Origin of the sequence: Thermoflavimicrobium daqui, from assembly GCF_003313465.1 — a bacterium.
Classification (GTDB): domain Bacteria; phylum Bacillota; class Bacilli; order Thermoactinomycetales; family Thermoactinomycetaceae; genus Thermoflavimicrobium; species Thermoflavimicrobium daqui.
Window position 1 is genome coordinate 365,072 of sequence record NZ_KZ845663.1, and the last position, 25,367, is coordinate 390,438.

Sequence of the window (25,367 nt, forward strand, 5' to 3'; positions counted from 1 at the left end):
TGTTAAAATGATTAATAAAGAATAGTAATCCAAATAATAAAAGATCTAGTAACTTCATAAGAGGAAAAACAACATAAATACATAAATATTTACTATGTCCAACTCAAATAAATCCATACTTTTTTATATTCATGGGAGGGTTTAAATATGTCTAAGTCTGTCTCAAGTGAATCAAGAATGAGTATATGGAATATCGTTTCTCTCATTATCATATTGATAGGAATATTAATCTGGATTGTTTATTTCACATTTCCTAGCCTGCAAATTTCTTTTGATCAAGGTACACCCATTTGGTTTTGGACACTCATTCTACATCCGATTGGTATGATATGCGGTGCCATTGCATGGAAACGGAAAAATCATTTCGCTCGCTTTAACATTATCACCAATTTAATTATGACTTTTAGTATATTTTGGATATCATTTCTAATTGTACTTATTTATGGACCCTAACTTTTATGATAGAAATATAGTTGAATTTGCTATAATCAAATAAAAATATACTATTTATATGGTATTTTGAAAGGGTGCTTCATTCATGAATCAAAAAGTAGCACGTGCCTTAACCATTGCCGGCTCAGATAGTGGTGGAGGTGCGGGGATTCAAGCCGATCTTAAAACCTTTCAAGAACTGCACGTATATGGAATGAGTGCTATTACTGCCATTACAGTCCAAAATACATTAGGAGTTCATGGCATCCAAGAAATCCGACCGGATATTGTTGCCAGTCAAATCGAAGCAGTCACTACCGACATTGGGGTAGATGCAGTTAAAACGGGTATGATTTCAAATATCAAAATTATGGAAGCAATTGCTAGTCTAGTAAAAAAATATAAATTATCCAATTTGGTTATTGATCCTGTTATGATCTCTAAAAGTGGACATGCCTTACTTAAAGAAGATGCACGCCTCGCCTTAAAAGAGCTTCTTATACCTTTGGCGATGGTAATTACCCCTAATCTACCTGAAGCTGAAGTGTTAGTTGGACATTCTTTAGATAATATGGCAGCTAGAAAAGAAGCAGCGCAATACTTAAGAGATTTAGGTGCAAAACATGTTGTGATCAAAGGTGGACACCTTAGTGATCAAGAAAATGCTGATGACCTATTTTATAATGGTAATGAATTTACTCTTTTATCTTCACCTCGTTTTCATACACAACATACACACGGTACAGGCTGTACATTTTCGGCAGCCATAACCGCATATCTAGCAAAAGGTGAAGCTCCTGATATCGCTGTTCAGCGAGCCAAAAATTATATTACGGATGCGATTCGTTATCCATTAAATATCGGGCAAGGTCACGGCCCAACCAATCACTGGGCACACCGATTACAGGAGGAACAAAATGAAAAATAGTTTATCACTTTATCTCGTAATGGGAAGTCAAGATTGCCCTCATCAAAATCCCGTTGAAATTTTAGAAGAAGCCATTGCTGGAGGAATTACCTGTTTTCAATTTCGAGAAAAACTTTCGGGAAAAACAGGTATTGAAATCATCCGGTTAGGTAGGCAACTAAGGCAAATTTGTGCAGATCATCAAATTCCTTTTATTGCTAATGATCGTGTGGACTTAGGGCTGATTTTAGAAGCGGATGGAATCCATATTGGACAAGATGATTTACCTGCTTATGAAGTACGAAAGCTAATTGGTCCACGTCGTCTCCTTGGTGTTTCAGCTAAAACACCAGCAGAGGCTCACAAAGCTCTACAAGATGGTGCAAACTACATTGGTGTTGGGCCTATGTTTACCACTTCTTCAAAACTAGATGCTTCAGCTCCAATCGGCCCTAAGGCGATCGAACATATACGCCAAGAGCTCCCAGATATTCCAATTGTCGGTATTGGTGGTATTACTACTGAGCGAGCTGGTCAAGTAATTTCCGCTGGGGCTGATGGCGTGGCTGTCATCTCTGCCATTACTAAGTCATCATCGCCTTATGAAGTAACAAAAAATTTCTGCCGGCAAATTGCGATTACAAAGAAAGAAAAAAACAAAATGATAATGGATTAGAGATACTGTGGTTTTGGTTCTTCTATAATCTTGACTTATATTATTGATTGTATCAGAATTTTTTATAAACGGGAAACTAAAAGAGAGAAAAAAGGGTTGATCAAAGCATTCCCTAATGGGGATACCGTCCGAACAACGCTGTCTTTCATCCCACTACCCTACCATGGGTTTTCGGCCAGCAATTACTGTAAGACGAGTTGCTATTGCAGTGTTCTCTTTCGATTGATGAGTAAAATTCCATTAGTAATCTTCATCAGCGCCCATCCAAATAAAACAAACGCTATCCACCTGCCCATGTCCAAATGGAAGGATAGCGTTTGCTTATAAATAGATGAAAACTAGCTTTAAAATTCCTTTAATCCTGGATCAAATAATAAGAGGGAAGATTTTGTTCATAACAAGTAATGGCTTGTTCTGATTGTAGAGTGACTCCAATATCGTCAAGTCCATTTAACAAGCAATAACGACGATATGGGTCAAGATCAAATGTGGCATGAAAGCCAAGCTCATCCGTAATTTGTTTACGTTTTAAATCAACGTTAAGTTGATAGTTTGCATATTTAAATGAACGCTGGAATAATTCTTCTACTTGATCTTCTGAGATACGAACAGGTAAAATACCATTTTTAAAACAGTTATTATAAAAAATATCAGCAAAACTTGGAGCTATGATCACTCGAAATCCATAGTCCAAAAGTGCCCATGGTGCATGCTCCCTCGACGAGCCGCATCCAAAGTTGGTACGTGTAAGCAAAATGGAGGCATTTTGGTATGAAGACTGATTCAATATAAAATCAGGTTGTGGCTGCCCATTCTCTTGAAAACGCCAATCATAAAAGAGAAATTGCCCAAACCCCGACCGTTCTATTCGTTTGAGAAATTGCTTAGGTATAATGGCATCAGTATCCACATTCGCTCGATCCAGTGGGACGACTATTCCCTGATGTTGTTTAAACGGTTGCATGCCATTTCTCCCCTTTCTCTTTGAACTTCCACTTACGTACATCGACAAAGTGACCTTTAATCGCTGCGGCTGCTGCCATCGCTGGACTCACTAGATGAGTACGTCCACCGCGTCCTTGTCGTCCTTCAAAGTTACGATTGGAAGTAGAAGCACACCGCTCTTTCGGTTGGAGAATATCAGGATTCATCCCCAAACACATACTACAGCCTGACTCACGCCATTCAAATCCAGCCTCTTTAAAAACCTGATCTAAACCTTCCGCTTCAGCCTGTTGTTTGACCTGCTGAGATCCGGGAACAACCATGGCCCGAACAGTTGGAGCAACCTGATATCCCTTTACAACTTGTGCTGCTGCTCGTAAATCTTCAATCCGTGAGTTTGTACAGGAGCCGATAAACACACGATCAATCGAAATCGAAGTCATTGGAGTACCTGGAGTCAGTCCCATATAATCAATAGCTAATTTCACAGCATTCCTTTCTGTTTCAGTCGCCATAGTTTCGGGATCTGGAACTGTTTTAGTAATATCTGTCCCCATTCCAGGACTAGTTCCCCAAGTAACTTGTGGAGCCACTTGCTCTAAATCAACTTCGACTCTGGCATCATAAACAGCCCCATCATCTGTTTTTAACATTTTCCAAACTCCTACTGCTTTTTCAAACTCTTCCTCTTTGGGTGAGAAAGTGCGTCCTCTTAGATAATTAAATGTGGTTTCATCTGGGGCAATCAATCCTGCACGCGCTCCTGCCTCGATCGACATATTACATACTGTCATTCGCTCTTCCATCGACATCGCTCGAATCGCTTCCCCTGTATACTCAATCACATACCCTGTTGCTCCAGCAGTCCCAATTTGGGCAATCAAGGCAAGGATCGCATCTTTTGCGGTAACTCCTGGTTGTAATTTTCCTTTAAAATGAACCTCCATCGTTTTAGGTTTGTGCTGCTGTAAACATTGAGTAGCTAATACATGTTCCACCTCACTCGTCCCTATTCCAAACGCTAGCGCACCAAACGCCCCATGTGTAGAAGTATGGCTATCTCCACAAACAATGGTTTTCCCCGGCAAGGTAAGTCCCAGTTCTGGGCCTACAACATGTACAATTCCTTGATTTGGGCTGTTAAGATCAAATAACTTGATGCCAAAATCCCTACAGTTTTCAGCTAATGTATCGATTTGCTTTTTTGCAATGGGATCTTGAATCGGTAGGGAGCGATCCGTCGTAGGTACATTGTGATCCATCACCGCTATGGTTAAGTCGGGGCGACGCACCTTTCGTTTAGCTAGACGTAAACCTTCAAAAGCTTGTGGAGAAGTTACTTCATGAATGAGATGTAAATCAATATAAAGGATGGCAGGTTTTCCATCATGTTGCTCAACAACATGATAATCCCAGATCTTATCAAAAAGTGTACGTGGTTTCATTTTATTTCACCCCAATTTTCCACTCTTGTTCTAATCTTTTGATAATACGATCTCCGAATTCATGAGTACAAATAGCAGGTTGGCCTGATTTTACGAGATCAGGAGTACCAACTCCATCTGCAATCACTTGTGTTACTGCTCTTTCAATGGCTTGAGCTGCATTTTCATCTGCGAATGAATAACGTAACATCATCGCGATAGAGAGAATAGTGGCGCTTGGATTAGCAATACCCTGTCCTGCAATATCGGGAGCGGATCCATGTATGGGTTCATATAACCCTTTGTTTCCATTTCCTAAACTTGCAGAAGGCATTAAACCAATTGATCCCGTTATTACTGCTGCTTCATCACTTAAAATATCCCCAAACATATTTTCTGTAACGATCACATCAAAGTCTGTGGGGCGCCGTACAATCTGCATCGCACAGTTGTCTACTAGCATATGGTCAACCACTACTTCAGGATAATCTTTCGCAACTCTCTCCACGATCGAACGCCACAAGCGGGAGCTTTCTAGAACATTCGCCTTATCGACAGATGTCAAACGTTTTTTACGTCTGAGAGCCATTTCAAAACTTAAACGAACAATCCGTTCAATTTCATAGTCATAGTACACGAGCAAGTCACTAGCTATTTCACCTTGTTTGGTTTTCTCTCTTTTTTTCTCACCAAAGTAAATACCTCCTGTCAACTCTCGGACAACAACCAGATCCACACCATCAATCACTTCAGGGCGTAATGTCGAACGCTCTTCCATACCAGGAAGTAACGTTACAGGACGTATATTTGCATAAAATCCTAACTCTTTTCTTAAACCTAAGAGAGCTTTCTCAGGACGAAGTTCAGGAGGATTGTGGTCCCACTTAGGTCCACCAACCGCGCCAAGTAATACGGCATCAGCTTCTTGACAGATCTGGATCGTTTCGTTAGGTAAAGGGACATTCACTTGATCAAGAGCTGCTCCCCCTGCTAATGCGTATTGAATATCAAATGAATAAGAAGCATGCTCTTCAATATGATGAAGTATTTTCATCGCTTCTTTCACGATTTCGGGTCCGATTCCATCTCCGGGAATAACAGCTATTTTATATGTTTGACTCATGCTTCATCCTCCTCTTAGTTCGCGCAACCCACTGTTTTTCTCTCTTTTCTTCTTAGCAAGCGATTGATAGCATCTAAATAAGCTCTTGCACAAGCTTCCAAAATATCCGTACTCACTCCACGACCACGTACTTGAATCTCCTCTTGCTCTAACTGTACTGAGACTTCCCCTAGCGCATCTTTCCCATGTGTCACAGAATGAATCTTAAAGTCAATCAATTCAACTTTCTCATCAATCATCCGATCTACTGTTTTAAATATGGCATCGACTGACCCATTCCCACATGCAGCTTCTTCTAATAATTGATCTGAAGAATGATCACGAACTCGTAGTGATGCAGTCGGCACCGAATGACTGCCATATGAAATTTGTACCGATTCTAATGTATAAAATTCTTTCCCTTCACCTATTTTCTCTTCAACCAGAGCAATGATATCTTCTTCAGTAATCTCCTTTTTCCGATCGGCTAACTCTTTAAAACGGGTAAACAAAACATTGATTTGTTCATCTGACTGTGGATATCCGAGCTCTTCCAGTCTCTTTTTAAAAGCATGTCGTCCAGAATGTTTTCCTAAGACCAATAAGCTTTCGTCCATTCCTACTGTTTCGGGAGTCATAATTTCATAAGTTTCTTTGTTCTTCAACATTCCATCTTGATGAATTCCAGACTCATGAGCAAAAGCATTATCACCAACAATCGCTTTATTCTTCTGAACAAACATTCCGGTAAACTTACTAACCAAGCGACTTGTTCTAGCAATCTCTGAATGGCGTATGGATGTTTTCTTCTGAAAGAAATCTTCTCTAGTTTTTATTGCCATAATCACTTCTTCCAAAGCTGCGTTTCCAGCTCGTTCTCCAATACCATTAATCGTTCCTTCAATCTGTCTAACACCAGTTCGAACGGCTGCTAGACTGTTTACCACAGCCATTCCTAAATCATCATGGCAATGAGCGCTTAAAATAACTCGATCAATATTCGGTACGCGCTTTTGTAGCTGTATAAAAATCTCCGCATATTCATCTGGATATAAATATCCGACTGTATCTGGAATATTGATCACATCCGCTCCCGCTCGTATCGCTTGGTCAACTACTGCACATAAATAGTCAATTTCGGTACGCCCAGCATCTTCAGCTGAAAACTGAACAATCGGAAATCTACTTTTCCCATAGCGAACCATCTCGTCAACTGATTCTAAAATTTGTTCTTTACTCATTCTTAGTTTGTACTCGCGATGAATCGGTGAAGTAGAGATAAATATATGCAACCGAGGATAAGCAGCCTCACGAAGAGCTTCCCACGCTTTATCAATATCACTCTTCACACAACGAGATAAGCTACATACGGAAACTTCTTTTAAACGATTGGCAATTTGTTGTATCGAATATAGGTCTCCTGGAGATGCAGCCGCAAAGCCTGCCTCGATGATATCAATCCCTAGGCGCTCCAATTGCAAGGCAATTTCGATTTTTTCTTCTGTACTCAAATTCACACCTGGCGATTGTTCTCCGTCACGCAATGTCGTATCAAAAATTTGAATCTGATCCATAAGAATATTCCCTCTTTTCCCTCTAGTCTGTAAATATTTTTTAATTGAGTGTAACCAAAAATCATCGTTTTAACTACATAAGTAGGGTATTAAAAAAACCTTTTTCATCCCAACTTCCAGGTAAATCCTGAAGATTGGGGTGAAAAAGGTTCACGGTACCACCCAATTTTACCAAGTCTTCGCAGACATTGGTCTTAGTAAGTCTAAAAATTCTTAGACTTCGTCGATAACGGAGACGACCGATAGTGTTCTACTCAGAAAAGTCTCTTTTCGACACTCAACTCAGAGGTGAGTATGTGATATACCACGGTTCCGGTTTCACCAACCCCGGACTCTCTGGATCGCGTTACCATATCACTTATCCTCTTCATTGTCTTTATTATATTTCATTTAAGACTATCTACGATGATTATCAAGTCAAACGTATTAAATAAAGGTTAACAGCATTTTCTTTTATTTAGCTGTTATTATAATAGTCTCTTTTTGCAGCTGTCAATAGGATTTAATCATTTTTCACAAAAATAAATCTGAATGGATCTATCATTTTTTCTCTAGTAAATCATTTCTTTATTTTATCTTATTGTTGTTTTCTACTTCACACTTTGCTATATTATCTTAGACAACTCACATTTTAGGGGGGCACAACTGCTACGAAAGCATAGAAAGAATGGATTGAATAGCTTATCTATAGTAGCAGAAAAAAAATGTCTGATCGTATAACTATATCCTTAGAGTTGGAAAAAACTTTTTCCCAAGTCTTTCGCGAATTTAAAAAGGACCTAAAGCGTATTCTCCAAGACGACATGACTGGTGCTGAAGATAGCCTCCTACATTCTCTATTAGAAAAAAATCCACAGAGCATTACAGGGCTTTCACAAGATTTCCATGTCTCTGTCAGTCATATTACTCATGTGGTAGATCAACTTGAGAAAAAAGGCTTAGTACAGCGGAGACGCTCTCCCGCCGATAAACGAGTGGTTGAGGTTTATCTAACACCAACAGGGTTACAAAAGGGCGAATCCATTAACAAAAAGAAGCGGAAATATTTTCAGGAAAAATTTAGTCACTTAACAACGGAAGAATTACAAACTTTATTACAAATTTTCAACAAATTAAAGTAGAACAAAAAGGACCTGACTGATGAGACAGGTCCTTTTTTAAAGTACGTGTTTTTGTTATTGTGCATTTTTTGCAATGTTTGCTAGCTCTGTAAATGCTTTTGCATCGGATACAGCAAGCTCAGCAAGCATTTTACGGTTAATATCTACACCAGCTACTTTGAGTCCATGCATCAATTTGCTATATGATAGACCATTCATACGTGCTGCTGCATTAATCCGAGCAATCCATAGCTTACGAAAATCGCGTTTGCGTTGACGACGATCACGATAAGCGTACATCAATGACTTCATTACTTGCTGTTTAGCTGTACGGAATAATCTATGTTTCGAACCAAAGTAACCACGTGCCAACTTTAACACTTTTTTACGACGGCGACGTGTCACTGTTCCGCCTTTTACTCTTGCCACTGTCAATCCCTCCTGCTAAAAAACAACCTCATCTGTTCTTTTATTTGTAAGTGATTAATTGTTGAATACGTTTTACATCACCTTTGTGCATAATTGCACTTTTACGTAATTTACGTTTACGCTTCATTGATTTACCTTCAAACATATGGTTAGTGAATGCATGACTACGTTTGATTTTACCCGTGCCGGTTTTCTTGAAACGCTTTGCCGCAGCACTTTTAGTTTTCATTTTTGGCATCTACGTCGTCCTCCTTACAACTACTGCTGTTTGGGCGTTAAAATCATAATCATTTGTCGACCTTCTACCTTAGGTTGACGCTCAATATCAGACAAGTCTTTGACCTCATTTGCCATGCGATCGAGTACTCTTCGACCAATCTCTTGATGAGTAATCTCTCGACCACGGAAGCGGATAGTCAGCTTTACTTTATCGCCTTTCTCCAAGAACTTTTTCACGTTCTTTAACTTGGTACGGACATCATTTTCATCAATCGTTGGGCTAAGACGTACCTCTTTAACTTGAATAATCTTTTGCTTTTTACGTGCCTCTTTTTCCCGCTTGCTTTGTTCATATCGAAACTTACCATAATCCATGATCCGGCAAACAGGGGGTTTCGCTTGAGGGGCTACATTTACAAGATCTAAGTTTTGCTCTTGCGCAAGCTTTAACGCTTCTTTTAACGGCTTAATACCTAACTGATCACCACTTGGACCGATCAACCGAACTTCGCGAGCGCGAATCGCCTCGTTGACCTGATGTTGTTCCTTGCTGATAACTTGCCACCTACCTCCAAAGTATTTTTATACCAAGCAAAAAAGTGTGGACACATAGCGCCCACACTTTATCCTCATACCAATCTCATCATGGATGTAAATGGATAACCTAGCAACAGCCGAGTGCGTCGACCAGGTGAGAAGCGGGCGCTTCTTCTTGCACGGATAAGCACATCTTAGCATGAAATCAGATTATACGTCAAGGTTCATTCGCACTTTATTTTAAATGATTGCTACGCTGATGAATAGATTGAAGCATTTCATCAATAATCTCGTCAACTAGTTTTGCTCCCTGATCACCTAACGAGCGCTTGCGAACCGAAACTGTACCTGACTCTACTTCTTTCTCTCCTACGACTAGCATATACGGAATCTTTTGTACTTGTGCTTCCCGAATTTTATAACCCACTTTTTCATCACGTTGATCCAAATCTGCTCGAATTCCTGCTTTTTGTAATTGTTCAACAATCTGCTGACCATACTCATTAAAATGACGAGAGATTGGCAAGACACGCGCTTGGACTGGTGCTAGCCAAAGTGGGAATGAACCTGCATAATGTTCCACTAAAATTCCCATAAAGCGATCGATCGAACCAAAAATCGCTCGATGGAGTACGATGGGACGATGCTTCTCATTGTCTTCACCAATATAGGTGAGATCAAATTTTTCAGGAAACTGAAAGTCTAATTGAATCGTTGCACATTGATGACTCCGTTTTAGAGCATCCCGAATATGAAAATCGATTTTAGGTCCATAAAAAGCTCCGTCACCTTCATTTACACGATATTCAATTCCTGATTGATCCAGTACATTTTTAAGAGCTGTTTCTGCTTGCTCCCATAATTCATCTGAACCCATTGAGTCTTCAGGGCGTGTAGACAATTCTACTGTATAAGGGAAGCCAAAAATCGAATAGATTTGATCTACAAGATGCATGGCATTTTTAATTTCACTTTCAATTTGATCCGGACGAACAAAAATATGGGCATCATCTTGTGTAAAAGTGCGTACACGTAACATCCCATTCAAAGCGCCAGATAGCTCGTGCCGATGAACTTGGCCAAATTCAGATAGGCGGAGTGGTAAATCTCGATAGGAACGTAATTCATTTTTATAGATTAACATATGACCGGGACAGTTCATCGGTTTAAGGGCAAATGTATGATTATCTACTTCAGTAAAATACATATTTTCTTGGTAATGATCCCAATGCCCTGATTGCTTCCATAAGCGCTGATTCATGATAAATGGGGCTCGTACTTCTTGATAACCTGCTTGGTTTTGTAGTTGGCGAGACATGCTCTCAAGTTCATTTCTTATCGTCATCCCGTTGGGTAAATAAAAGGGCATCCCCGGTGCTTCTTCCGAAAACATATATAGCTTTAATTCACGGCCAAGCTTACGATGATCTCTTTTCTTCGCTTCTTCAAGGAAATGAAGATACTCGTCTAACTGTTTTTGATTCGGCCATGCAGTTCCATAAATGCGTTGCAGCATTTGTTTATCAGAGTCTCCTCGCCAGTAGGCTCCTGCTATATTTAACAGTTTAAATGCCCTAATTTTTCCCGTTGAAGGTAGATGAGGACCACGGCATAGATCAAAAAACTCACCTTGTTCATAAATCGTTATGACTGCATCTTCTGGAAGCTCATGAATCAGCTCTAATTTCAAGTGGTCACCAACCTCTTTATAGATTTGAATCGCTTCTTGACGGGAAATCACTTTTCGCTGAATTGGATGGTTTTCACTTACAATTTTTTTCATCTCTTTTTCAATTTTGGGTAAATCTTCAGGAGTTAGGCTTTTAGGTAGGTCTACATCATAGTAAAAGCCATCTTCAATAACTGGACCAATCCCTAATTTCACTTCAGGGTACAGACGTTTTAGAGCTTGTGCTAATAAATGAGCTGTACTATGCCGATAAACCTCAAGACCCTCTGGATCATCAGTCGTTAAAATCTTCACTTCTGCACCGTCCATAACTGGACTATTTAGGTCCACTATTTTCCCATTGATCATACCTGCCACGGCTTTTTTCTTAAGTCCTGAACTAATAGAAGCAGCTACATCGTTTACTGTACTTTGCACCTCATATTCTCTGACACAGCCATCTGGTAACGTAACTGAAACACTCATCTAATAGACCTCCTTTGCAAAAATAAAAAAACGCCCGTTCCCTAAAGGGACGAGCGTCAATGTCGTGGTTCCACCCTAATTCAATCATCAGCTAACATTAGCTTAAGATCCTCAATTCGTAATTAACGGCCTACTACCGACAATGGTTACTATGGATAATCTCAGTTCTCCATTGTAGCTCAGAGGTGGTAAATGTCTATCCATCGGGTGAAGGGGCTTCCAGCCGCTGACCCCTAATCTCTAGCACCATAGAAAAACATTCATGTCCTCATCATTGCAGATATCTTATCATTGACTGAATCTCTTTTAGACATTAGATAATATGTATCATAGCTGAAGCACCTTATACCGTCAAGCATCACCTGGAAAGTTTAATGAAATTCCACACTCATTACAACCATCACAAACAATGATTCGTCCTTCAAAAATCTGAAGTAAAGTACGTATCACGTTTTCTTCTGGAAGTTTGGTATGCAATACAACACGTTCTGGCGCAATACTAAGTAGAGTACTAACAATATAATCTTCATGCGAAACGGTATGATCCATCATCTCTTCACAAACTCCATCAATCTCTTTGAGCCTTAATGGCTTTCCATCCGCTTTAAGCAAATGAAATTGCTTTTTCCCCTGATGAATGACATGAACCAACGAAATTTTCGAAGATTGAACCGAAACGAAGTATTTAAGAAGCTGAATAAATTCTTTATACTCCTTATCCAACAAATACGATTCGATCGCTTCCTGAATACATTGGGCTAATACTTTTTTTCTGCCTTCAAGTCGAAAGCGTGCATATCCATCGATTGCAAAGTTTCTTTCCACTTTTAAAAATGAGGCGATTTGCTTTGTTAATTGATCTGTATTTTTCCAATTCGATTGTTGGCGTTTTTTTATGATCTTCTGAGCGTATTGCTCAATTTGTTTAACTTCTGGTGTATAAGCAAATTGGAATTTTTGCTGGATGATTTTACGAACTAATTCAGGCTCTTCAATCTCGGAAATAAATGCTGCTAAAACTCTACTAAGCTCTAAACGAATCTCCTTAAGGGTTGTTCTATCTCGATTCACGCTTTGCCATAAAAATATTTGCCGATCTTTACTTGTAAATTCTTCTATCCAACAATACATGCTTAAATCCCGTAAATACCCGACCAAAAGTGAGAGCCTTTTGCGTAAATAAACCACTTTGTCTAAATCTTGAAGGGAAATGGACAATAGATAATCCATTCTCCCCACCCCTTTCGAAGACCATGTAAAAGACAATGTATTTTTTTTAGTATATGGGCTGAATTTCATGACTATACATCATCGATATGGATATACTTCAGGATATATCTATTCAAAAAAATGGTTCTCATGACGCTTGAATGATAATTTCCTCAACATCCAATCTGAGATCAAATCATTCATTTAGGGAAATACTCGGCTCTACACAAAAGCGATTCGTTATAAATCATTCTGAGCTTTACACAATCACTATATACAAAAAACCCCCTGTAAACAGATTACAGAGGGTCAGCTGATAGATAAAGTTTTCTTATGTGGCTATTTTCCTTTTTCTCTTCACTTAAAAGAATCACACTTAGTTTTGCATGACAAAGTCCCGTTCTGCCACTTCTCCATCATGAAAGACACGTAAAATTTCGTATTTCGTATTACGCTGTGCAGGGATTTTACCTGCTTCACGGATTAATCGAAGAGCCAAGTTATTATTTACTTTATGAGCAGTACCTGCAGCGGAAACTACATTTTCTTCAATCATCGTACTACCAAAATCGTTACAACCATAATGAAGAGATAATTTTCCTACCTCTGGGCCCATTGTCACCCAAGAAGATTGGAAATTTGGAATATTGTCTAACATGATACGTGAAACAGCAACCGCTTTGAGATAATCTTCAGCGGATAACTTTTCTCGCTTTAAGTTCGTATTATCAGGTTGGAATGTCCACACAATAAAGGCAAGAAAACCACCTGTTTCATCTTGTGCTTCACGAATACGCAATAGATGCAACACTCGCTGCTCAATCGTTTCCCCAAAGCCGATAACCATTGTAGCTGTTGTGCTCATACCTAAACGTTGTGCAGTCTGCATCACATTCATCCAATCTTTCCACGACCCTTTTAAACGACTAATCTTTTTCCGGATACCATCATCTAAAATCTCGGCACCTCCACCTGGAATGGAATCAAGTCCCGCATCACGAAGCTGACGGATTACTTCTTCCACAGTAAGTCCCGATACTTCCACCATTTTCATTATTTCTGCAGGAGAAAAAGAATGCATATGAATACTTGGAAAGCGTTTTTTAATCTCTTTTAATAGATCCGTATAGTAGCTAAATGGTAAACCCGGATGGGTTCCACCTTGCATTAAGATTTCTGTTCCACCCACATCAACTGTTTCTTGGATCTTTTTGAATATCTCTTCATTGGATAGAACATAACCTTCTTCATGACCAGGGCGACGATAAAAAGCACAAAAACGACAATAAGTATCACATACATTGGTATAGTTAACGTTTCGCCCAATAATAAAAGTGGTAATCGGTTCAGGATGCTTCTGAAGCATAATCTGATTTGCAACCTTCCCCATCTTTTCTATTTCATTACTTTCCCATAACAACATTCCATCTTCAAGACCCAGCCGTTCCCCAGCTAAAGCTCTCTCTAAAATCGAGTCAATCTTTGACATTTTCCCTCACCGCCATTTGATTTCCCATCGTTTTATAACTATAGACCCATATCATTAATCGAATCATGTTTATGTTATCACAAAATCATCGTATAAAAAAACTTCATCTCCATAGTGATCAACAAAAAAATAAACCTCATCGATATTACGATGAGGTTTTCTGGTGCCTAGGGCCGGACTCGAACCGGCACGGTAGTCACCTACCGCAGGATTTTAAGTCCTGTGCGTCTGCCTATTCCGCCACCCAGGCAAAATGTAAAATTGGAGCGGAAGACGGGATTCGAACCCGCGACCCTCGCCATGGCAAGGCGATACTCTACCCCTGAGCCACTTCCGCAACTGGTGGTTCGGGACGGAATCGAACCGCCGACACGAGGATTTTCAGTCCTCTGCTCTACCGACTGAGCTACCGAACCGGACAAAAAGTATTATATCATGTATATTTTTGTTATGCAATATTAATTTATAAAAAAATACATAGAGCCTAATAATCTTATAACGCTCGACGATTAGGCCCATTAACCGAAAGTGGAATCACAAAGTGTCGAATACGTTCCATAATTCGTTTCGCTTTCAACCAATCTACACTTCCCTTGGCTGAATGAGCTAAATGCTCTTCTAATTGGTCCAAAGACATATTAGAAGTATAAATCGTTGGCAGCCTTTCAGCATAACGATAATTTAATACTCCTCCTAATATTTCATCTCGCTTCCACGGTGTTACATACTCTGCTCCAATATCATCTAAAATTAATACATCAACTCGTTTTAAATGATCTATTTTTTCATGAAGCGAATTTTCTTGGATGGACTCACTAATGTCCCTCATAAAATCTGGAAAATAAACCATATAAGAACTTTTCTTATACTGAATGATTTCATTCATGATAGCTCCAGCAATCCGGCTTTTCCCGACTCCAAAAGATCCATGCAAAAATAAACCTTTTTTCGGCTTCCCCATTGCAAATTGGTTACAAAAGTCAATCGCTACCGCAATCGCATCAACTCGTCCTACATCAAAATCAATAGTCTCAAACGAAGACTCTAAAATTTCTTTTGGTATATGATAGCTACGAATGAGTGATTGCGCTTGTAAATTCTCTTGATATACTTTTAGCTTACGACATGGTTGCATACGAAATTCTAAATATCCCAGTTGATCTGTTAGCTTTGTAAAATGCCCTTGAATCATATTTGGGCAAGCTTTTAATCCGGGACATTTTTGACAATTCTCTTTTTCCAAAAGCCACTGTTTTAAAGCGTTGACAGATCGCTTATAAAAAGAACGCGGGATCTCTGGATGCTCACGGATAAAAGCTTGTAAAGCAGGATGTTTCAAAATTACTTCAAAGTCTTTTTGTGCTTGTACATTTCTCCTGCTAAGCCATGGCTTTACCACTTCACCTATTTGTTTCACGGTGTATTCTCCTCTTCCTCCCATATTCTTTTCTGCTGTTCACGCATTAATGTTAACTTTGCCCGAATTTGTGCCTGCTTCTTTAGCAATTCTTCATCTGACATTTGCACAACCGGTTCACTTGATGGTGAACCTTTCTTTTGGCGATCCTGTTGCTTATTCTTGTTGAAAGAGACTACAGACTGTTGGTTTTTCTTTTTAGTTTCAGCTTGTCTTTTACTATTACGAAGTTCTTTTCTTGCTTGCTCTTTGGCTTGTTCTATGGTTGTAATGCCTAAACGTTTCCAATGACCTGCGATTTTTTGTACCAAAGAACGCGGAAGCTTGCGATCATGTTTTTGTAAAACATAGTCGAGCAACACATTAACCACACCTTGCGGCAGTCCGTAATCTCGTATTAACGACTCAACTAAATTGATATCACAGTCTGGAATTTTCGCCCCTCCCTGATAATACGATAATAATTCCAATGGAGATAGCATCCCCAGTTGCTGAAAGTATCGGTCCTCTTCGGTTAATGGCTCCTTTTGAGACTGTTTAGTTACCTGTTGCTTCATACTGGTTGATCCTAGCGGTTGTGGTTGCGCCTGCTTCGGCTTTAGCGAGTGACTCAGACGCATTTGATACTCACTTTTTACAAATGAGCGTAAGCGATTCATATCAATCTGGCCACGACCTGTGATCGTGGGATCTCGAAGTAGTTTTAATAGATCTTCCGCTTCAAGCTGATATAGCAAACACAATTCTTTAAGTTCAGCTTCTAATTCTTTAGTCCAGACATGAGGATCTATTTGGTTGCTTAAATGTCTTTGGATAACGGATAGATCATCATGATTCCATTCAGGAAATCTCCCATCTATCAACCCTTCATCATCTTGATCCCAAGACCAAAAATGATCTTTTTGTATTTCAGCAGCTTTCCTCATCTCATGTGGTGATAAACTACCAAAAATCTCTTGAAAAGATTTGGTGATATTTTTACTTACCTGAATGGACTCCACAGTATCTGGTTGAATAAACATTTTCTGTAACTCAATATACCGATCTTTTCCCAAAAGGTTATATAAAGTTAGGCTAAATACTTCACTTTGAAAAAATTTAATAGGAGAAAGTGGAGGTATTAGTTCAAATTCATAATAGCTACCATTCTTGAGATCTTTTTTCTCAAAGGTATTAAGTAGTCCAACTCCTTCCAACAAATATCTCGCTTCAAGCATTTGCTGTGAAGAGAGAGAAAGAAGCTTTAAAAGATACGATTGTGAACAAATAGTGGAAACTCCCGCTCGGTGTAGCGGTAGTTGATGATATAAAGTCATATATAATCCAATCGATGTTGCCCCGATAATAGGTTGATACAAATGTGTTAAAGCTAATAAATCCGTACCATGTAGCGGTCGATATGTGCGACTACACCATCCATATCCCTGCCAAAACATCGCCATGAGTAAGTCACCCTCCAACAGGTCAAAGCATCGGTTCGTTCATTTTATCATAGGGAGACTAGTAAAATACAAACGCTATTTTTAACCAATGAGACTTAAGAATCTATGCTTTTTTCTTTCATAGACGCTCGTTGAGATCGGTTCAGCAAATCTTCCAATTCTTTGACAAACACATTGATATCCTTAAATTGTCGATAAACTGAAGCAAAACGAACATAGGCTACTTCATCTACATCGATTAAGCGAGCCAAAATCATTTCACCTATCTCACTTGTCGCAATCTCCAACTGATCTGTTTCCCTGAGTGTTCGTTCAATATCCATGACCAACGCTTCTAATCGTTCGATCGGTACAGGCCGTTTTTCACAGGCACGTAACAAACCTCTAAGTAGTTTATCTTGATTAAATTCCTCACGACTTCCATCTTTTTTAATAACAATGACTGGCTTCTCTTCAATCATTTCAAAGGTTGTAAATCGTTGTGAGCAACGTTCACACTCTCTTCTACGGCGAATCGCTTTTCCGTCATGGATTGGGCGTGAATCAAGTACACGTGAACCTTGGTTCCCACAATATGGGCATCGCATCCGTTTTCCTCCTCTCTTCTTCTCTCTTCATCATAAAAGAGAAAAGAGCTCATTTATTTTAACATAATTCTATTTAATTTCCTTCTTAGAAGAAAAAACCATAAAAAGGGTATACACTACTTTTATATCAATTATTTTAATTTCCTTCCCTAAAATATATTTAGCTAGAAAAGGAAGATGGGATATTGGTAACCTAGTAGATAAGAGTATCTTAAGAACACATCAAGTGCTAGAGGGTGGATTAAAAAAGGGAGTAGCGTTTAGACATAACTTCAGAATAAAGTAGCTCTTTCATATAAAGTCAGATATACTTAAGATATTTTTATCAACAAATAAGCTTCCCTTATACAGATGGATCTATAAGGGAAGCTTATTTGTCCAAACGCTTTTGTTCATTTTTGCCTTTTAAAAAAATAGTTGTATTGATCGTTTTTCTATTCGCTTTGGTCTTTCCTATAATTTGATAATGCTTTTTATCTATATCTTCCTCGTTTATTGGTTGATATAAAAGTCGATTAACCCTTCAACCGTCCGAATCGCCACCCAAGCTTTTGAATGACTTCGCCTAATCTGTTCTAATATTCCCTTTTTATTAGGAACCAAACTTGCTATAAAAATTAACGAATGGCCTTGATAGTTCATGCTTTGTCAAATCCAATCGTTCAACTAATCGATTCGCCGAATGACAAGCTTGTTCATTAACATCCACACAAATAATTGGTAAACGTGTCTCTAAATACGGTTAATTAAGATTCTAGTCCCTTTATACAGGGAGAATCCTCTCTGTAAATCATAATCATTACGAATTATATTGTATAAACTCTCTCCTCTTTTGTAAATAGACCAATCATAGAGACCATTAATGAGTCTTTCTATCGTATCCAGCTGAGTATACAAAGTAAAAGCCGTTACTTGTATTCAATCATGAAGTAACGGCTTAAAATGAAAAACATATTATACCGGAACAGCATTTGCCTTCTTTTCCACAATGGAAGCACCTACAAATTTCACCAGATCAACAACACGACAAGAATAACCCCACTCATTATCATACCAAGTTAACACTTTCACTTGATTCTCACCAATCGACATAGTAGACATGGCATCTACTATCGAAGAGTAAGAGCTTCCATTGAAATCGGAGGAAACAAGTGGTTCTTCACAAAAATGAAGATATCCCTGCATGGAAGTTTTTGCAGCTTCTTTCAGTACACTATTAACTTCTTCTGCATTGGTTTTTGTTTCAAGATCAACGACCAAATCGACTACAGATACATTCGGTGTAGGAACCCGAAGTGCCATTCCATTTAACTTTCCTTTTAATTCAGGAATGACTACACCAATCGCCTTTGCAGCTCCTGTTTTTGTAGGAATAATCGATTGTGCACACGCACGGGCTCTACGTAAATCTTTATGTGGGTTATCTAGGTTTTTCTGGTCATTGGTATACGCATGTACTGTCGTCATTAATCCATGTTTAATCCCAAATTTCTCATGAAGCACTTTAGCAACAGGTGCTAAGCAGTTGGTTGTACAGGAAGCATTAGAAATAATATGATGGGCTTCTGGATTATAAATTTCTTCATTTACACCCATCACAATGGTTACATCTTCATCTTTACCTGGAGCAGTAATGACTACCTTTTTCGCGCCAGCTAATAAATGCATCCCAGCCCCTTCCCGGTCACGGAATTTCCCTGTCGCTTCGATCACTACATCTATATCTAACTCTCCCCAAGGAAGTTGTTTTGGATCACGGTTAGAAATTAGTTTAACAACATGTCCGTTCACTCGAATTCCATCTTCTAATGCCTCAATCTCTCCATGAAATGCCCCATGAACTGTATCATATTTCACTAAATGTGCTAAAGTTTCAGAAGGATAGCTAGCATTTATCGCCACAACTTCAACGGAAGGCTCTAATATTGCTTTTCTAAATACCATTCTACCTATACGTCCAAATCCATTAATAGCAATACGAAGTTTCATACAAAAGTTCCCCTTCCCATTTTTCGTCCATACTATTCACCTCTAATATTATAATCAGTATGGCACATTTTGCAATATAACTTGACAAAAAAAGCATATTAATTCTAAAAGGGTTACTTTAATCTGCTAAAAAGCACACAAAAAAGGATCATTTTTCCCAAAAATGATCCTTTTATTTTCCCTTCTCATTACGATTTATAATTGTACTTTTCTGCCAAATCCTTATAAAGTGATCGATATTTATCATAATAGTAGGTTACTCGATCTACATAATCCCGTGTTTCTTTAACAGGAATTTTATATGAATTTTTCCTTGTACCATCCCAAACGCCTTCCCTAATCCACTCAGCTACTTTCGTGGGCCCACGATTATATGACGCTGCTACGGCCACTTTATTTCCTTTATACCTCTCCATTAAAAAGGAAACATACCAACTACCTACTTGAATATTTGTAGCTGGGTCATGGATATAACTTTTAAGCGAAGGAGAAAAATTCCCTTTGGAAATGGCCCAATCCATCGTTTCCGGCATGATTTGCATTAGCCCTTGCGCGCCTACTCGCGATCTTCCTTTTGGATCAAACTTAGTTTCAACCCGGATAATTGCCATAATTAAAAATGGATCTGTATTATACTGCTTCGCACTATTAAATATGTACTCCTCATATTTGAGGGGGTAGATCCATTCATTTAAAATCGGAGCCATGACCAATAGATAAGCAGCGATGATAATTAACAAAACTAATAACACTCTTTTTGATGGAAGAGCATTTATTGCTGGCTGAACCCATTTTTTAACTTTAGACAATTCCATATCTGATCAACCTGTCTTTCCGTATTTTCCAACGTGCCGCTATTGTCAATGAGAAAGTCAGCATAGCGCTTTTTTTCCTCAATGGACATTTGCGCATTGATACGGCGACGAGCTTCCTCTTCAGTGAGATCGTTCCGTTTCATTAGTCGTTTTAGTTGCACTGGCTCTGGTATATATACAACAATAACCTTTTCGACGAAATTGGTCAAATTCTCTTCTATTAGTAAAGGAACATCCCAGAATACGATTTTATGCTTATTCTCTTTTAATATACGCTGTGTTCTTAATTCCATCTCATCCATAATAAGTGGATGTAATATTTGGTTGAGTTTTCGGCGTAGAGATTGATTTCGAAAAATAATCTCTCCTAGAGCCGCTCGATTTAGGCTCCCATCACTAAAAAAAACTTGCTCGCCAAATTCCTCTTCTACTTTTTGAGCCCCTTTACTTCCTGGCTCTACTACTTCTCGAGCAATTTGATCTGCATCGATAATCACAGCTCCGTGATCTTCGAACATGGATGAAACTGTACTTTTACCTGTAGCAATTCCGCCTGTTAATCCAACCCGCATCCATTCCCTTCCTTTCTAAAGAAGACGCAATAAACCAATGAATATAAGAATGATCCCTGGTACAAAAGAAAGCAAGCGATGCCATTGTTCACGGCAACAGCGAAAAGCTAACCACATACCCCATCTCAAGAATAAAATACTCATTGCAGCAATAGCTAGCGAGATCACAATAGGCGATATCCCCATCAATGCAGCCCCGATACCTGCACCAAAAGCATCCAGAGACAAAGCTGTCCCCAAGAGACAAGCTTCTTTTGCTGATATGACACCTGAGTCGTCCATGTCTGCTACAACGGGTGTTTTTAATATTTGAATCATGAGTCCAAGTGTTTGTAACCTGAATGTCCAAACTCGGATAGGTGCTTGATTGAGAGGAGCCTGATTTTTTTCTGCTTCAGGAAAACATCGATGACAAAGAGTCCAAGTTCCCATCGCTATCAGAATTACTGCTCCTATCATTTTAGCCAGTTCAGGAAAAAACCAGACTGAAAGCCATTCACCTAACTTCATCGCTAAAAACATGATAAACCCAGAACATATCCCAATAATCAAACAAGATATGACAGGAATCCGAATCTTTCTTAGACCATAAGTAATACCAACTCCAAAACTATCTACACTCACTGCAACGGCAATCCATATCAGGGATAAGCTTTGCCACATAGCGTCCACTCCTTCATAAGACAGGGAATCATAACCTATCTTATGAAAGAAGTGGAAATGAGTGAGTTATTTTTGACATTGAACACAGAGATGCGTACCTCTTCCTGCTACAACGATACGTGAAATCGGATGACCACAACGATGACAAGGCTCATTTTTCCGCCCGTACACTTGAATCTGTAGCTGAAACATCCCCATCTCTCCTTCACCATTTAGGTAAGAACGAACAGATGAACCACCAGCTTCAATCGCTGTTTGTAGTGTCTGACGAATCGCCTCATATAATCGTTTTATTTCATCATTCGATAAGGAAGAGGCAGCCCTCTCTGGATGAATACCTGCTAAATAGAGGGCTTCGTCCACATAAATATTTCCCAGTCCCACTAGATATTCTTGGTTTAGGAGAACTGATTTTATCTTTGTTTTTCTTTTGACTAAGGTTTCACTAAACCAGCTTAGCTGAAAATCATCAGAGAGTGGCTCTGGACCTAATTTTTTAAGCGGCAACTCTTTCTCTTCTTCTCCAACCGGAAAAAGATGCATGGTCCCAAATTGTCGTACATCTTTATAACGCAATTCTGTTCCATCTGTAAAATGGAAAATCACATGGGTATGTTTTTCAATTGGTTCTGATTGATCGCTAACGCGATATTTCCCCTCCATACGCAAATGAGAAACAAGTACCCATGGGTTCATATATATTTTTAAAAACTTTCCTCTCCGACCTATATCGGTAATCGTGGTTCCTTGTAATAACTTTCGAAACTGGTTTATATCTGGATGTTTAATAATTCGCGGCAAAGATACGGTAATATCGCGGATGGTTTTACCTTGAACTAGGTTCTTTAAAGTCCGTTTCACTGTTTCGACTTCTGGTAACTCTGGCAATGATTTCTCCCCCTCTATACTACTTTGCTTCGTACCAGTTTTCCCCATAATTCACATCTACTTTTAGAGGGACTGATAATTGAAGTGCATTTTCCATCACTTCTGGAACCAATGTACGTATGATTTCTAATTCAGAAGGTGGAAGTTCAAAAACCAATTCATCATGAACTTGCAGTAACAAACGGCTATGAAGATTTTGTTCCTTCATTTTTTGGTTTAACTCGATCATCGCATATTTAATGATATCTGCTGCCGTTCCTTGAATAGGGGTATTCATCGCTGTTCGTTCTGCAAAGCTACGTTTTGTAAAGTTAGAAGAACGGATATCTGGTAAATAGCGACGACGGTTTAACAATGTGGTCACAAATCCGTCTTTTTTTGCTTGCTCAACTGCTTCATCCATATAATTTTTAACCCCAGGGTATCTCTTAAAATACCGCTCGATAAACTCTTTCGCTTCAGCACGAGATATACCTAAATTTTGTGATAAACCAAAATCACTAATTCCATAAACAATCCCGAAATTAACTGCTTTGGCATGTCTACGCATTAATGAGGTAACTTCATCTGCACCTACTTCAAAGATATCCATAGCCGTTTGTGTATGGATATCTCGACCCTCATTAAAAGCTGTAATTAATGTTTGATCTTTAGAGAGATGGGCAAGTACACGTAACTCGATCTGCGAATAATCAGCTGAAAGCATGAGCCAATCCCGGTTAGAAGGAGTAAACACTTGCCGAATACGTCGGCCTTCTTCTAAACGAATAGGGATATTTTGTAAATTAGGCTCTGTACTGCTCAGTCTTCCAGTTGCTGTGATCGTTTGATGAAACTGTGTATGAATTTTTCCGTCTTTACCAATTTCCTTTTTTAATCCTTCAATGTATGTGGAATGGAGTTTTCCAACTTGGCGAAAGTGTAAAATCTTTTCTACGATCTCATGTTGAGGGGCTAATTTTTCGAGTACATCAGCACTGGTAGAATAGCCTGTTTTTGTCTTCTTCAGAACAGGTAAGCCTAACTTGTCAAATAAGATTTCTCCAAGTTGTTTGGGAGAGTTGATATTAAACTGAGTTCCAGCAATTTCATAGATCTCATCTGTCAGTCGATCTAATGTATCTTTTAATTCAATTCCAAGTTCTTCAAGTCGCTTTTGATCGATATAAACTCCTTGCAGTTCCATATCTGCTAGAACATTTGCGAGTGGCATTTCCATATCGAATAATAATGAGTTCAGATCTGTTGCTTGGATTTCTTGCAGTAGAACTGGGGAAATCCGGAAAATGGTCATTGTTTTACGAGCGAGATGCTGTGCCAATTCCTCTTCTTGGAGAACTCGCCGCTTTGCTCCTTTTCCATAGACCTCCTCATCACTAGGTAGTGTCGGTCCCAAATACTTACTAGCTACCTCACTCAACTCTAACTGCGTTTCTGAAGGATTTAACAAATACGCAGCAATCAACGTATCAAACTGTATCCCTTTGATCGTTTTCTGATGATTCTTAAGCAGAATTTTTATTTTTTTACTATCATATACCAGTTTAGTACGTTCAGGATCTCCTAACCACTGGTCAAAGACTTCCCAATCTAATGCGATCTCCTGTGGAATAAATAAACTTTCTTCCCCATCTGATAGGGAAAAGCCAATCACTTCCGCGTGATGAGGATTTTCCGAAGTAGCCTCGACAAAAAAAGCTAAAGCTCTTTTATCAAAAAACGAATGAAACTCCTTTTGGTTGTCTGCTGTGATGATCGTATACTTAACATCTTGGTAAGCTATGGTTGTTAATTCTTCTCCTACTTCTTTTTCTAATCGATCGAGCAAAGACTTAAACTCAAGTTTCTTAAATTGCTCTGCCAATTTTACTACATCGGGACCAGGATATACTAATTCTTCTAAGGAAAAGTCTAACGAAACATCACAATGAATCGTTGCTAATTTTTTACTAAGTAGGGCTTGATCATGATGCTCACGTACTTTTTCTCGTAGTTTCTTACCTGAAATCTCATCAATATGCTCCAATACTTCTTCAACACTTGAAAACTGGTGAAGGAGTTTTAGTGCTGTTTTTTCTCCGACACCAGGTATTCCAGGAATATTATCGGAAGTGTCCCCCATTAAACCTTTTAGATCAATAATTTGTTTTGGAGTAAGACCATATTTTTCATCTACTTTCTTTAGATCATAACGAACAGCATCAGACAGACCTTTTCGTGGGATACATACATGAACATGGTTATTAACTAGTTGCAACATATCTTTGTCACCACTTATGATTACGGTATCCAGTTGCTGTGATTCAGCTTGTTTACTTAGTGTTCCAATAATATCATCGGCCTCATAGTCCATCATTTCAAAATAACGAATCTGAAAAGCATCCAAAATGTCCTTAATTAACGGAAGTTGCTCGGATAACTCTATAGGTGTTTTCTCTCTCTTTCCTTTATACTCCTTGTAGTCTTTATGACGAAACGTTGTCTTTCCAGCATCAAAAGCGACAAGGATATGAGAAGGTTTTTCTTCTTCGATCACTTTGAGAAGCATCGTCGTAAAACCATATGCCGCATTAGTATAGACACCACTCGAATTAGACAAAAGTGGTAAAGCAAAAAATGCCCGATACGCAATACTATTTCCATCGATTAAAACTAATTTACTCACTGGATTCATCCGCACCTTTACTTAAAATAAATTCGACTCCGATCAAGCTAAAAACATGTCTATTGTATCATGAGAAACCTACATTTTTCCAGCTTCGCAGCTAATTTCACGAACATATATTTCTATTTCTT

The 25,367-nt window shown here is 38.8% G+C and carries 24 protein-coding genes, 3 tRNA genes and 2 other annotated features; of the genes, 4 read left to right on the forward strand and 23 right to left on the reverse strand.

Annotated features, from left to right (window positions below):
• Nucleotides 1–147: 147 nt before the first annotated feature.
• The 3 genes from DL897_RS01750 (at nt 148) to thiE (ending at nt 2,015) form a co-directional block, all read left to right on the forward strand.
• Nucleotides 148–453 (forward strand): hypothetical protein, encoded by a 306-nt coding sequence (locus DL897_RS01750; protein WP_113657407.1) that lies wholly within the window; start codon nt 148–150, stop codon nt 451–453.
• Between the two features lie 85 nt (nt 454–538).
• Complete coding sequence (gene thiD / locus DL897_RS01755) at nt 539–1,360, forward strand: bifunctional hydroxymethylpyrimidine kinase/phosphomethylpyrimidine kinase (RefSeq protein ID WP_113657408.1); 822 nt, start codon at nt 539–541, stop codon at nt 1,358–1,360.
• Complete coding sequence (gene thiE, locus DL897_RS01760) at nt 1,350–2,015, forward strand: thiamine phosphate synthase (RefSeq protein WP_113657409.1); 666 nt, start codon at nt 1,350–1,352, stop codon at nt 2,013–2,015. The genes thiD and thiE overlap by 11 nt, the downstream gene beginning before the upstream one ends.
• 355 nt (nt 2,016–2,370) lie before the next feature.
• Here thiE and leuD read toward each other — a convergent pair whose 3' ends face one another.
• The 4 genes from leuD to DL897_RS01780 are packed head-to-tail and all read right to left on the reverse strand — an operon-like array spanning nt 2,371 to nt 7,060.
• On the reverse strand, nt 2,371–2,979 hold the full coding sequence (gene leuD, locus DL897_RS01765; RefSeq protein WP_113657410.1) for a 3-isopropylmalate dehydratase small subunit: 609 nt from the start codon (nt 2,977–2,979) through the stop codon (nt 2,371–2,373).
• Nucleotides 2,966–4,405, reverse strand: a complete 1,440-nt coding sequence (gene leuC, locus DL897_RS01770) for a 3-isopropylmalate dehydratase large subunit (protein ID WP_113657411.1) — start codon at nt 4,403–4,405, stop codon at nt 2,966–2,968. The genes leuD and leuC overlap by 14 nt, the downstream gene beginning before the upstream one ends.
• A 1-nt stretch (nt 4,406) precedes the next feature.
• A complete protein-coding gene (gene leuB / locus DL897_RS01775) occupies nt 4,407–5,507 on the reverse strand; it encodes a 3-isopropylmalate dehydrogenase (RefSeq protein ID WP_113657412.1) in 1,101 nt (366 codons plus the stop codon).
• 14 nt (nt 5,508–5,521) lie between these two features.
• Nucleotides 5,522–7,060 (reverse strand): 2-isopropylmalate synthase, encoded by a 1,539-nt coding sequence (locus DL897_RS01780; RefSeq protein ID WP_113657413.1) that lies wholly within the window; start codon nt 7,058–7,060, stop codon nt 5,522–5,524.
• Nucleotides 7,061–7,192: 132 nt separating this feature from the next.
• Nucleotides 7,193–7,440: a binding site (T-box leader), on the reverse strand.
• Between the two features lie 324 nt (nt 7,441–7,764).
• On the opposite strand from DL897_RS01780, the gene DL897_RS01785 reads away from it, so the two are divergent.
• Nucleotides 7,765–8,181, forward strand: coding sequence for a MarR family winged helix-turn-helix transcriptional regulator (locus DL897_RS01785; protein ID WP_113657414.1), 417 nt, complete (start codon nt 7,765–7,767; stop codon nt 8,179–8,181).
• Nucleotides 8,182–8,235: 54 nt separating this feature from the next.
• Here the strand turns inward: DL897_RS01785 and rplT are convergent, their stop codons facing one another.
• From rplT to polA, 19 genes are all read right to left on the reverse strand, one after another.
• Nucleotides 8,236–8,589, reverse strand: a complete 354-nt coding sequence (gene rplT / locus DL897_RS01790; protein ID WP_113657415.1) for a 50S ribosomal protein L20 — start codon at nt 8,587–8,589, stop codon at nt 8,236–8,238.
• Nucleotides 8,590–8,629: 40 nt separating this feature from the next.
• A complete protein-coding gene (gene rpmI / locus DL897_RS01795; RefSeq protein WP_113657416.1) occupies nt 8,630–8,827 on the reverse strand; it encodes a 50S ribosomal protein L35 in 198 nt (65 codons plus the stop codon).
• A gap of 20 nt (nt 8,828–8,847) precedes the next feature.
• Entirely contained in the window at nt 8,848–9,363 is a 516-nt protein-coding gene (infC, locus tag DL897_RS01800; RefSeq protein WP_113657417.1) for a translation initiation factor IF-3, read from the reverse strand.
• Nucleotides 9,364–9,395: 32 nt separating this feature from the next.
• Nucleotides 9,396–9,528, reverse strand: a sequence feature (ribosomal protein L20 leader region).
• 52 nt (nt 9,529–9,580) lie between these two features.
• Complete coding sequence (gene thrS, locus DL897_RS01805; RefSeq protein WP_113657418.1) at nt 9,581–11,500, reverse strand: threonine--tRNA ligase; 1,920 nt, start codon at nt 11,498–11,500, stop codon at nt 9,581–9,583.
• Between the two features lie 351 nt (nt 11,501–11,851).
• Complete coding sequence (gene ytxC / locus DL897_RS01810; RefSeq protein ID WP_168188598.1) at nt 11,852–12,730, reverse strand: putative sporulation protein YtxC; 879 nt, start codon at nt 12,728–12,730, stop codon at nt 11,852–11,854.
• 355 nt (nt 12,731–13,085) lie between these two features.
• Nucleotides 13,086–14,198 carry a cyclic dehypoxanthinyl futalosine synthase gene (mqnC, locus tag DL897_RS01815; RefSeq protein ID WP_113657420.1) on the reverse strand — a complete coding sequence of 371 codons (1,113 nt, stop codon included), beginning with the start codon at nt 14,196–14,198 and terminating at the stop codon, nt 13,086–13,088.
• A gap of 161 nt (nt 14,199–14,359) precedes the next feature.
• A tRNA-Leu gene (locus DL897_RS01820) sits at nt 14,360–14,448 on the reverse strand.
• 12 nt (nt 14,449–14,460) lie between these two features.
• Nucleotides 14,461–14,535, reverse strand: a tRNA-Gly gene (locus tag DL897_RS01825).
• Between the two features lie 3 nt (nt 14,536–14,538).
• Nucleotides 14,539–14,614 (reverse strand) — tRNA-Phe (locus DL897_RS01830).
• 77 nt (nt 14,615–14,691) lie between these two features.
• The gene (gene dnaI, locus DL897_RS01835) at nt 14,692–15,615 is read right to left on the reverse strand and encodes a primosomal protein DnaI (RefSeq protein ID WP_168188599.1); all 924 of its coding nucleotides are present in this window, start codon (nt 15,613–15,615) and stop codon (nt 14,692–14,694) included.
• On the reverse strand, nt 15,612–17,057 hold the full coding sequence (locus DL897_RS01840; RefSeq protein WP_113657422.1) for a DnaD domain protein: 1,446 nt from the start codon (nt 17,055–17,057) through the stop codon (nt 15,612–15,614). Before DL897_RS01840 ends, dnaI begins: the two co-directional genes overlap by 4 nt.
• 95 nt (nt 17,058–17,152) lie before the next feature.
• A complete protein-coding gene (gene nrdR, locus DL897_RS01845; protein ID WP_113657423.1) occupies nt 17,153–17,644 on the reverse strand; it encodes a transcriptional regulator NrdR in 492 nt (163 codons plus the stop codon).
• Nucleotides 17,645–18,136: 492 nt separating this feature from the next.
• Nucleotides 18,137–18,286: a hypothetical protein gene (locus DL897_RS18095; RefSeq protein WP_168188600.1), complete on the reverse strand. Its 150-nt coding sequence runs from the start codon at nt 18,284–18,286 to the stop codon at nt 18,137–18,139.
• 312 nt (nt 18,287–18,598) lie between these two features.
• A complete protein-coding gene (locus DL897_RS01850) occupies nt 18,599–19,633 on the reverse strand; it encodes a glyceraldehyde-3-phosphate dehydrogenase (protein ID WP_113657424.1) in 1,035 nt (344 codons plus the stop codon).
• Between the two features lie 188 nt (nt 19,634–19,821).
• Nucleotides 19,822–20,448, reverse strand: coding sequence for a lytic transglycosylase domain-containing protein (locus tag DL897_RS01855; RefSeq protein ID WP_113657425.1), 627 nt, complete (start codon nt 20,446–20,448; stop codon nt 19,822–19,824).
• Complete coding sequence (coaE, locus tag DL897_RS01860; protein WP_113657426.1) at nt 20,406–21,020, reverse strand: dephospho-CoA kinase; 615 nt, start codon at nt 21,018–21,020, stop codon at nt 20,406–20,408. Before coaE ends, DL897_RS01855 begins: the two co-directional genes overlap by 43 nt.
• A gap of 15 nt (nt 21,021–21,035) precedes the next feature.
• Nucleotides 21,036–21,683, reverse strand: a complete 648-nt coding sequence (gene ytaF / locus DL897_RS01865) for a sporulation membrane protein YtaF (protein WP_113657427.1) — start codon at nt 21,681–21,683, stop codon at nt 21,036–21,038.
• Nucleotides 21,684–21,749: 66 nt separating this feature from the next.
• Nucleotides 21,750–22,571, reverse strand: a complete 822-nt coding sequence (gene mutM, locus DL897_RS01870) for a DNA-formamidopyrimidine glycosylase (RefSeq protein WP_113657428.1) — start codon at nt 22,569–22,571, stop codon at nt 21,750–21,752.
• Between the two features lie 19 nt (nt 22,572–22,590).
• Nucleotides 22,591–25,245: a DNA polymerase I gene (polA, locus tag DL897_RS01875; RefSeq protein WP_420824097.1), complete on the reverse strand. Its 2,655-nt coding sequence runs from the start codon at nt 25,243–25,245 to the stop codon at nt 22,591–22,593.
• Nucleotides 25,246–25,367: the final 122 nt, after the last annotated feature.

Bases quoted from the DNA above. Each gene is read 5' to 3' on its own strand.
- DL897_RS01750 (WP_113657407.1), top strand. From the start codon at position 148: ATGTCTAAGTCTGTCTCAAGTGAATCAAGAATGAGTATATGGAATATC.
- thiD (WP_113657408.1), top strand. From the start codon at position 539: ATGAATCAAAAAGTAGCACGTGCCTTAACCATTGCCGGCTCAGATAGT.
- thiE (WP_113657409.1), top strand. From the start codon at position 1,350: ATGAAAAATAGTTTATCACTTTATCTCGTAATGGGAAGTCAAGATTGC.
- leuD (WP_113657410.1), bottom strand. From the start codon at position 2,979: ATGCAACCGTTTAAACAACATCAGGGAATAGTCGTCCCACTGGATCGA.
- leuC (WP_113657411.1), bottom strand. From the start codon at position 4,405: ATGAAACCACGTACACTTTTTGATAAGATCTGGGATTATCATGTTGTT.
- leuB (WP_113657412.1), bottom strand. From the start codon at position 5,507: ATGAGTCAAACATATAAAATAGCTGTTATTCCCGGAGATGGAATCGGA.
- DL897_RS01780 (WP_113657413.1), bottom strand. From the start codon at position 7,060: ATGGATCAGATTCAAATTTTTGATACGACATTGCGTGACGGAGAACAA.
- DL897_RS01785 (WP_113657414.1), top strand. From the start codon at position 7,765: ATGTCTGATCGTATAACTATATCCTTAGAGTTGGAAAAAACTTTTTCC.
- rpmI (WP_113657416.1), bottom strand. From the start codon at position 8,827: ATGCCAAAAATGAAAACTAAAAGTGCTGCGGCAAAGCGTTTCAAGAAA.
- thrS (WP_113657418.1), bottom strand. From the start codon at position 11,500: ATGAGTGTTTCAGTTACGTTACCAGATGGCTGTGTCAGAGAATATGAG.
- ytxC (WP_168188598.1), bottom strand. From the start codon at position 12,730: ATGGATTATCTATTGTCCATTTCCCTTCAAGATTTAGACAAAGTGGTT.
- mqnC (WP_113657420.1), bottom strand. From the start codon at position 14,198: ATGTCAAAGATTGACTCGATTTTAGAGAGAGCTTTAGCTGGGGAACGG.
- DL897_RS01840 (WP_113657422.1), bottom strand. From the start codon at position 17,057: ATGGCGATGTTTTGGCAGGGATATGGATGGTGTAGTCGCACATATCGA.
- nrdR (WP_113657423.1), bottom strand. From the start codon at position 17,644: ATGCGATGCCCATATTGTGGGAACCAAGGTTCACGTGTACTTGATTCA.
- DL897_RS18095 (WP_168188600.1), bottom strand. From the start codon at position 18,286: ATGAACTATCAAGGCCATTCGTTAATTTTTATAGCAAGTTTGGTTCCT.
- DL897_RS01850 (WP_113657424.1), bottom strand. From the start codon at position 19,633: ATGAAACTTCGTATTGCTATTAATGGATTTGGACGTATAGGTAGAATG.
- DL897_RS01855 (WP_113657425.1), bottom strand. From the start codon at position 20,448: ATGGAATTGTCTAAAGTTAAAAAATGGGTTCAGCCAGCAATAAATGCT.
- coaE (WP_113657426.1), bottom strand. From the start codon at position 21,020: ATGCGGGTTGGATTAACAGGCGGAATTGCTACAGGTAAAAGTACAGTT.
- ytaF (WP_113657427.1), bottom strand. From the start codon at position 21,683: ATGTGGCAAAGCTTATCCCTGATATGGATTGCCGTTGCAGTGAGTGTA.
- polA (WP_420824097.1), bottom strand. From the start codon at position 25,245: ATGAATCCAGTGAGTAAATTAGTTTTAATCGATGGAAATAGTATTGCG.